Annotated in this window: 7 protein-coding genes and 1 pseudogene; 2 read left to right on the forward strand and 6 right to left on the reverse strand. The window is 38.3% G+C overall.

Annotated features, from left to right (window positions below):
* Positions 1-193: 193 nt before the first annotated feature.
* On the forward strand, positions 194-2,275 hold the full coding sequence (gene ppk1, locus FTU79_RS15770; protein WP_078189935.1) for a polyphosphate kinase 1: 2,082 nt from the start codon (positions 194-196) through the stop codon (positions 2,273-2,275).
* An 89-nt stretch (positions 2,276-2,364) separates the two neighbouring features.
* On the opposite strand, the gene FTU79_RS15775 is transcribed toward ppk1, so the two are convergent.
* The 5 genes from FTU79_RS15775 to rubA form a co-directional block, all read right to left on the reverse strand.
* A complete protein-coding gene (locus FTU79_RS15775) occupies positions 2,365-2,976 on the reverse strand; it encodes a response regulator transcription factor (protein ID WP_180051315.1) in 612 nt (203 codons plus the stop codon).
* 756 nt (positions 2,977-3,732) lie between these two features.
* A complete protein-coding gene (oxyR, locus tag FTU79_RS15780; RefSeq protein WP_180007453.1) occupies positions 3,733-4,638 on the reverse strand; it encodes a LysR family transcriptional regulator OxyR in 906 nt (301 codons plus the stop codon).
* An 11-nt stretch (positions 4,639-4,649) separates the two neighbouring features.
* Entirely contained in the window at positions 4,650-5,588 is a 939-nt protein-coding gene (locus FTU79_RS15785) for an alpha/beta fold hydrolase (RefSeq protein WP_218945492.1), read from the reverse strand.
* A 58-nt stretch (positions 5,589-5,646) separates the two neighbouring features.
* The gene (locus tag FTU79_RS15790) at positions 5,647-6,825 is read right to left on the reverse strand and encodes an NAD(P)/FAD-dependent oxidoreductase (protein WP_078189931.1); all 1,179 of its coding nucleotides are present in this window, start codon (positions 6,823-6,825) and stop codon (positions 5,647-5,649) included.
* A gap of 78 nt (positions 6,826-6,903) precedes the next feature.
* Positions 6,904-7,068 carry a rubredoxin RubA gene (gene rubA / locus FTU79_RS15795; protein WP_005179369.1) on the reverse strand — a complete coding sequence of 55 codons (165 nt, stop codon included), beginning with the start codon at positions 7,066-7,068 and terminating at the stop codon, positions 6,904-6,906.
* Positions 7,069-7,595: 527 nt separating this feature from the next.
* Between rubA and FTU79_RS15800 the strand changes: the two genes are divergently transcribed.
* Positions 7,596-8,141 carry an adenine phosphoribosyltransferase gene (locus FTU79_RS15800; RefSeq protein WP_180051318.1) on the forward strand — a complete coding sequence of 182 codons (546 nt, stop codon included), beginning with the start codon at positions 7,596-7,598 and terminating at the stop codon, positions 8,139-8,141.
* A 122-nt stretch (positions 8,142-8,263) separates the two neighbouring features.
* On the opposite strand, the pseudogene FTU79_RS15805 reads toward FTU79_RS15800, so the two are convergent.
* Positions 8,264-8,353 (reverse strand): annotated as a pseudogene (locus tag FTU79_RS15805) (IS5/IS1182 family transposase); the annotation flags it as partial.

The following is an 8,353-nucleotide window of genomic DNA, read 5'->3' on the forward strand; positions in this document are numbered from 1 at the left end:
TTGTTCCATTTTAGAGATTTGTTTAAGATAAGATATAACTCATTGAGATGTGTCATAGTATTCGTCGTTAGAAAACAATTATTGTGACATTATTTCAATGAGTTATCTATTTTTGTCGTGTACAGAGGAAATTGTCACAAATTTGAAGCATACTAAACTGAGTACAGCACACATTTTTTAATATGGGTTTGAAATGAATACCGCAGCTGAAGTCGCGCAAGTACCAACTGAATATACTTATAATGATCGTTATATCAATCGAGAGTTATCGATTCTCGACTTTCATCTGCGTGTGCTCGAACAAGCGGTTGATCCGATACACCCCTTACTTGAACGCATGAATTTCTTGCTGATCTTTTCGCGTAACTTAGATGAATTTTTTGAGATTCGTGTTGCGGGAATGATGGAACAGCTAGACTTGGGCAATGAAAGCCGTAGTCCAGATGGTTTGACACCAAAACAAGTATTAGATGAAATTTCTGCGACAGCACATGCGGCAATTGAGCGCCAGTATCGTATTTTAAATCAAGAAATTTTACCTAAACTGCGTGAGGAAGATATTTGCTTCTTACGCCGTGGTGAGTTAACCCCTGCACAATCGGCTTGGGTAAAAAAGTATTTCCAAGAACAAGTTGCACCAGTTTTAACCCCAATTAGTTTAGATCCTGCACATCCATTCCCTCGCTTAGTCAACAAATCGTTGAACTTTATTGTGACTTTAGAAGGGAAGGATGCGTTTGGTCGTCAGATTGACTTAGCCGTTGTACCTGCACCGCGTTCGCTGCCACGTGTCGTTCGGCTTCCTGATGAATTAACCGGTGGCAAAGAGCATCATGTGATGCTATCGGCAATTATTCATGAACATGTCTCTGATTTGTTCCCCGGCATGACGGCGACGGGTTGCTACCAATTCCGCGTGACGCGTAATGCCGATTTAGCTTTAAATGAAGATGTTGAAGATTTAGCTAAAGCTCTGAAAGGTGAGTTGAATTCTCGTCGTTTTGGTCGCGCCGTTCGTTTGGAAGTGACAGAAAATTGTCCGCAGCATATTTATGAATATTTGCTTGATGAGTTCGATTTAGAAGAAGAGCAACTTTATAAAGTAGATGGGCCAGTTAACCTTGCACGTTTACTGTCAAACTTTAAACGTCCACATCTACGTTATGATGCGCATATTCCAGTTATTCCGAAAGTACTCAAAAAATCTGAAAACATTTTTAGTGCGATGCAAAAGCAAGATATTTTGCTACACCATCCCTTTGAATCATTCGCACCTGTAATCAACCTACTGCGCGAAGCTGCACGTGATCCACAAGTTTTGGCCATTAAACAAACGCTTTATCGAAGTGGTGCAGACTCTGAAATTGTGCAAGTCTTAGCGGAAGCAGCACGTAATGGTAAAGAGGTTACCGCAGTAATTGAGCTTCGAGCACGATTTGATGAAGAATCAAATATTGCTGTAGCCAATGTATTACAAGAAGCGGGCGCAGTGGTGGTGTATGGCATCGTGGGCTATAAGACCCATGCCAAAATGATTTTGGTGGTACGCCGTGAAAATAATAAATTGGTGCGTTATGTGCATTTAGGTACGGGGAACTATCACGCGGGCAATGCGCGTATCTATACCGATTATGGCCTGTTAACCACCGATAAAGAACTCTGCGAGGATGTACATCGCATTTTCCAAGAGCTGACCGGTATGGGCAAAATGGCGAAGTTGAAAAAATTGCTGCATGCGCCATTTACCTTACATGCTCAACTGATCAATTATATTGATAATGAAATTGCTAATGCTAAAGCAGGTAAGCCTGCGCAAATCATTGTCAAGGTCAATGCATTAACTGAAGTTCAGTTGATCAATAAACTGTATGAAGCGTCACAAGCGGGTGTACAGATTGATTTAATTATTCGTTCTATTTGTTGTTTGCGTCCGGGATTACCGGGGCTGTCTGAAAATATTCGCGTACGTTCTATTGTTGGCCGTTTCTTAGAACATACCCGAGTTTATTATTTCAGTAATAATGGCGATGCACGGATTTACTGTTCAAGTGCAGACTGGATGGATCGTAATTTATTTAACCGTGTTGAAGCCTGTTTCCCAATTGAAGATCCAGCCTTGAAAAAGCGTATTTATCAATTAGGTTTAGTGAATTATCTAAAAGATAATCAGCAAGCTTGGTTGCTCCAAAGTGATGGGCGTTGGATTCGTACCCATGTCCAAGAGGGCGAGGAAGCACATAATTCACAGCATGTGCTTTTAGACGCATTTAAATAAATGTGTTGAACAAAAATAAAGGGAGCAATGCTCCCTTTATTTTTTTTAAATTTTCTAGATTGTTTTTGAATCGTTTATCTCAGCTAAATTTAGCTGTAGCTACAAATTTTTCTATAGATATTTTTGACAAAACCATCAATTTGATACGTTGAAAGTTTTAATTCATTGACCATCTGCTCTTGAGTCGCACTATGGCTGACCATATCCAAAATTTGATATTCTGCTGGATTTAGACTGAGCTGTTTCGGCGCTGCATTTTGCGGACTAAAAGTTTCACTCAATAAAAATTTAGCAAAACTAGGATGAAGGGCAGCGCCACCTCTTAAAATGGTTTTCAGCTGGTTATAAGTGTCTTCAATTGGCTGTTGATTCAACATATAGGCAGTTGCACCTAACTGAATCGCATGTAAAGTTAAATCTGCAGACTGTTCATTGACTAAAATGATGAGATTACTTGAAGGATAGATTTTCTTAATTTTATGTATGAATGAGATATCAGACTGTTGCGTGACCACTAAAAAGATTAAATTGGGCAATTGATTGAAAATTTGTTGTTCTGCATCTGCTAAATTTTCTGAAAATGTAATGAGGTCTTCAGGATAACCGAGGTCTCCTAAGATGTTAAACAGCACTGTTTTTGAAGTCATTGATTGATGATCAATGATCAAAACGGGTACTGGTAATAAAAATTCACTCATCATACATTTCGCTCATTTATTATTTTTAATCAAATTGCATTTCCATAATGTGCATGGAAGTGAATTAGAAAAATATACCTAGAAGTAGTGATTTATACATCAAAGTATAATTAAGTTATTGTGATATAATATAATTTAATTAATGTATGGTTTTTTGTGTTTTTCATTATGTTGAATGCAAAGATTTATAGTTTTTTCGTTTTTATTTTTAGAATATTGATTAAATAATCATCAGATTTCGATTCGAATTGAAAATAATAAATGAAATGTGAAAGCAGTATTTTGACAACTAATAAATTGAACTGTTTCTGATGTGAGTTAATATTCACCTATTGCTTAGTTATTTTAAACATAAATATTAGTGACTATTTAAAATAATGTGATTTATTTCTCATGTATGGTTATTTTATAGCACAAAACATAATTATGAAAAAAGCCCTTTGAAAATGAATCAGACGTACTTTATCTAAAATACCTGAAACTAGTGATTTTAACGAAAGTTATATTTTACTAAGATGTATTAATCTTCTTACTTATCTGGCTAGTGTGAAGATATTATCGAGGCGATGAATTGAGATATACATCAAGTCATATATTACCTTATCAGGCTACCTATTTGGGTTAGCCTTTTCTTTTTTCTAGATACTATATTTTTATTTTCAATTTTAAATTCATCTCAATATTATTATTTCTGGATTATTAATTTCTGCAAAATAAAAAAGAGAGCACAGGGCTCTCTTTAATTTTCACACTGATTAGTTAGTGCAGATTGTTAGTGATTTTCTGCAAGATTTGAAGCAATACATCAAATTCACTTTGAAGCGGCGTACTTTTACGCGTCACCAATGCTAATGTGCGTGTAGGGCTTGCTTCAATTTCTTTCACAGCCAAATCTTCATTGGCTTTGATCATATTGGTATGAACTGCAATTTCAGGCAATAAGGTAAAGCCTAAATCTGCGGAAACCATTTCAACCAAAGTTGGCAATGAGCTTGCTTTTAAACGATGGTCGTTTTTACGTTCACCAATCGGGCAAGCACTCAAAGCATGATCACGTAAGCAATGGCCTTCTTCAAGCAACATTAAACGAGATAAATCTAGGTCGTCTAAAGATTTCGCTTGAGCTGCATTTTGGTCAGCTTTGTTGTACACCAAGAACAATTTTTCTTTGTTTACTTCTGCAACTTTCAAGCTACGTGTATCGAAAGGAAGAGCAAGTAATACGATATCTAGATTACCGTGCTCGAGTTTCTCAACAATTTTTTCACTTTGTGCTTCATGTAAATGCAATTGAATTTTTGGTAGTTGCTTATGCACTTCTTCTAATAATGGTGCAAGTAAAAATGGCGCAATAGTAGGAATGACCCCTAGATGTAAATCACCCGTTAGAGGTTCGCTCATTTCACGACTTAAACGCATTAGGTCTTGCGCATCTGCCAATAGAACTCGAGCTCTTCCGACAACTTGTTCACCAAGAGGAGTTAAACGCACGTTTTGACGGTCGCGTTCTACCAATACGCCACCTAGTAAACGCTCAAGTTCCATGATCCCGCCAGACAAAGTAGACTGGGTGACAAAAGAACGACGCGCAGCTTCAGTAAAGTGTAGCGTTTCTGACAGTGTTACTAGATATGACAGCTGTCTTAAGGATGGTAATGCAGCCATAGTGTCCTAATTTATGATTTAAAGTGATCAGCAAACAAACCGCTAAGATATGGAATAAAATGCGGTGGGATATCATGCCCCATTCCATCAATTAATTCAAATTTAGCACCTGAAATAGCCTTTGCAACGGCCTTACCATGGCTTGGCGGCAGCAAACGGTCACGAGCTCCATGAACCACAATGGTTTTATGCTGAATTTGTTTATCTAACTGCAGCAGGGAACCTGTACATAATATTGCTAAAAACTGTTGAAGTACACCCGCTGGGTAATAACTCCGCTTATAGAGTTTACGTGCAGTTTGTATCACTTCAAGCTGATTAATATAGCCTGGAGAGCCTATAATATTAAAAACTTTCAGGCTATGGTTAATAATGCCATCTTCATCGTTATATTCAGGTTTTTCAATTAGACTAAATAATTGCTTTGGAAATGGCGGTGGAAGTAAGGGTTGGATGTTACTGGTAAAAAGTAAGCTTAAGTTGTGCACTTTGTCTGGATAGCGTGCTGCCACGATTTGAGCGATCATGCCGCCCATTGAAGCGCCTAAAATATGGACTTTATCGAGTCCCATACGATCAATTAATAGTGCAACATCGTCTGCCATATCGTATAGATCATAGGGCGCACCCTGATTCTCTAGACCTAAGGCAAAACGTCCCATCAATTTAAAGGTGTTAAGACGTGGGCCTGGGTTACGAATTTTACTCGACAGACCAATATCACGATTATCAAAGCGAATAACTCGGTAACCTTGGTCTATTAGGGACTTACAAAAGAAATCGGGCCAATACAACATTTGTGCGCCGAGTCCCATAATCAATAAGATTGCAGGATCTTCAGGATGACCACCCACCTCGACATGAAGTTCAATGCCATTGCCTAACTCTACGCGAGTTTCATGCATAAAAGAGGCATAAGGTGAAATATTAAACTGAAGGGCACTATTCATTTTTATTTTCCTTTAAAAAGGACGTCTATTATTATCAGGACGTCCTTGTATTTAAACCTTAAACTGAAGCGGGAATCAAGTCCGGAACCTGCTTAGTCAAAGTTAAGCGTTGCTTCCCAGCAGTTGCACCGAGCAGTACAAATCCACGTAATACGCCATCTTGATCGATCGCACGGGCAATCATGCCATCTTCAAGCTCTTCTGTTTCCCATTGGGTTTCTACATCAATTGGCGCAGGAAGGACAGTTAAAGGTGCAGCAGGTGTTTTAACAGCTACAGGCATGGCTGGATAATGCACAGCGGTATGTTCACCATTGAGGGTTTTTGCCAAAGCACGTGCTTGTTGCATGATCGGCATGACGTATGGCAGAAGGGTACCATTAACTTCAGCACAGTCACCGACAGCATAGATATCTGCCAAGTTGGTTTCTAAGCCTTTATTGGTTAATACACCGCGGCTGGTGTGAATGCCGGCTTGTTTTGCTAAGTTAATCTCAGGTTGTAAGCCAATCGCAGACAACACAACATCTGCCACTAAGCTTTGACCATTGGCAAGGCTTACTTGATAGTCACCATTTTCAATGCGTGACACTTTTTCGACTGTTGTGCCTAAAACGAATTGAATGCCCGTTTCCTCTAAATTACTTTGGAATTTAGCGGCCACATGAGACGGCAGTAGGCGACCCAAAGGTTGCGGAGCTAAATCAACTACCGATACTTTCGCCCCAGTATTTTGGAGGTCATTGGCAAATTCACAGCCAATCAAGCCTGCACCTAAAATCACCACACGTTTATCTTCACGTGCTGCAAGCTGTTTACGGAATGCTTTATAGTGATCTAAATTGTTGACGACATGAATGTCTTCACTGCCATCACCCGAAATAGCTAAGCGAATTGGATTTGCACCGACAGCTAAAACAAGTTTTGAATACAGTTGTGTTTGAGTTCCATTTTGGCTTTCGATTGTGAGCTCATGTTTTGCTGCATCGATCGCTTTTACCCAACTCTTATTGATAATTTGCATATTGAGTTGAGCCGACATTTTTGCGGCATCACCTAAAGGGATTTGCTCAGGGGCTTTGTTGCCAACGAGCGCATTGGATAATGTCGGTTTAGCATAGTTAATGGCATCATCTGCACAGATCATAATAAGTTCTAGTTCAGGATTTAACTTACGAAATTCACGCGCAACGGCATATCCCGCCATACCAGAACCAATAATGACAATAGGGTGCATACTCAACTCCAAACACATTTCATATTTTTTTAAAGACAAAAAAAAGACCATAACGATGATGGCCTTAGATTCTATTTATTAGATTTCAACCATTTCAAAATCTACTTTTGAGACGCCACAGTCTGGGCAAGTCCAATCATCTGGGATATCTTCCCATTTCGTTCCTGCCACGATACCGTCTTGTGGCCAGCCTTCTGCTTCGTCATAAATCCATCCACAAACGATGCACTGATACTTTTTCATTCCATTCTCCAAAAACTGACACAAAATTAAGTCAGTAAATACTTCATAACTGTATAAGTTTATACCTTAAGGTTAATTAGCCTTATACAGTAGACTCTTATGTTAAATTTTTACGCAGTTCTAACGATAAAGTAAAGTGGCTAAGAGTTTAATGAGTGAAATTAAAAGCAGAATGGCAGTGAGGGACAATAAATATCATCAAAACCCCAGATCTGTGAAAAATTGTCTGACAATATTTATGCCTATTGAAAGCTATATTGGAATTCATTTCCGTGAATTGGGTTCTAAATACCGCTTTTTCTATATTCATAGACTAAAGTCTTGCAGAAAAAAACTCTAAAATCTTTTATTTTATGATTAGGAAAATATATATTTGATATTTTTTAAATAAATACAATATTAATAATCAGTAACTTATGTAAATTTGCTGTATCTTAAATATGCATTTTAGTCGGGGGTTAGCTGTTCTTTTCTCTCAAATCGCGTTAAAATTCACACATTCCTTCCTTAATTTATTTTCTCCTATTATGAGTAATTCTACTGCTGCGGCATTGTGGTCTAACATTCGTACTGTCCAAGATTTTCCAAAACCAGGAATTTGCTTCTTTGACCTTACGCCGTTATTTATGAATAACATCGAATCGTTAACTGATGCCCTAATTGCAAGTATTCCAGCTGAGCAATTGGCAGAAGTAGATAGCTTTATTGCAGTTGAAGCGCGTGGTTTTGTTTTGGCAAGCTTACTTGCTCAGCGTACAGGCAAAGGTTTGGTGTTGGTACGTAAAGCCGGAAAATTACCACCACCTGTTGCCGGTGTTGGTTATAGCCTTGAATACGGTTTAGATCGTCTTGAAATGTCAGCTGAAATCGAATCACAAAAAGTAATTATTGTGGATGACGTATTGGCGACGGGCGGTACGCTTCGTGCAGTGAAACAATTGGCTGAAAAATGTAAACACCAAGTTTTAGGCGCAAGCATTTTCTTAGATTTGCCTGACTTGCATAAAGATTTAGGACTAAATATTTGGTCTGTTTTAGATGATAAAACACGTCCTGAAGCAGATGCAGCTTAAGCGTCAGTTTTAAAATGTAAAAAGCCTTGTCTAAGACAAGGCTTTTTTATGTCTGATAAAAGCGACATTGCTGCTTAAGGTTAATATTAGGGTGTGTTGACATTTACAGCCGATAAATTGAGCTAAAGAGGCAACCATATAAATATACAAGCTAAAGCAACAGCGCTTTGATAGTTACGTTTTAGCTTATCGTATCTTGTGGCAATTCCTCT

This window comes from Acinetobacter sp. YH12144 (assembly GCF_013418345.1).
Lineage (GTDB): Bacteria > Pseudomonadota > Gammaproteobacteria > Pseudomonadales > Moraxellaceae > Acinetobacter > Acinetobacter amyesii.

Excerpts from the sequence above, each read along its gene's own strand:
- ppk1 (WP_078189935.1), top strand. The coding sequence starts at position 194 with ATGAATACCGCAGCTGAAGTCGCGCAAGTACCAACTGAATATACTTAT.
- FTU79_RS15775 (WP_180051315.1), bottom strand. The coding sequence starts at position 2,976 with ATGATGAGTGAATTTTTATTACCAGTACCCGTTTTGATCATTGATCAT.
- oxyR (WP_180007453.1), bottom strand. The coding sequence starts at position 4,638 with ATGGCTGCATTACCATCCTTAAGACAGCTGTCATATCTAGTAACACTG.
- FTU79_RS15785 (WP_218945492.1), bottom strand. The coding sequence starts at position 5,588 with ATGAATAGTGCCCTTCAGTTTAATATTTCACCTTATGCCTCTTTTATG.
- FTU79_RS15790 (WP_078189931.1), bottom strand. The coding sequence starts at position 6,825 with ATGCACCCTATTGTCATTATTGGTTCTGGTATGGCGGGATATGCCGTT.
- rubA (WP_005179369.1), bottom strand. The coding sequence starts at position 7,068 with ATGAAAAAGTATCAGTGCATCGTTTGTGGATGGATTTATGACGAAGCA.
- FTU79_RS15800 (WP_180051318.1), top strand. The coding sequence starts at position 7,596 with ATGAGTAATTCTACTGCTGCGGCATTGTGGTCTAACATTCGTACTGTC.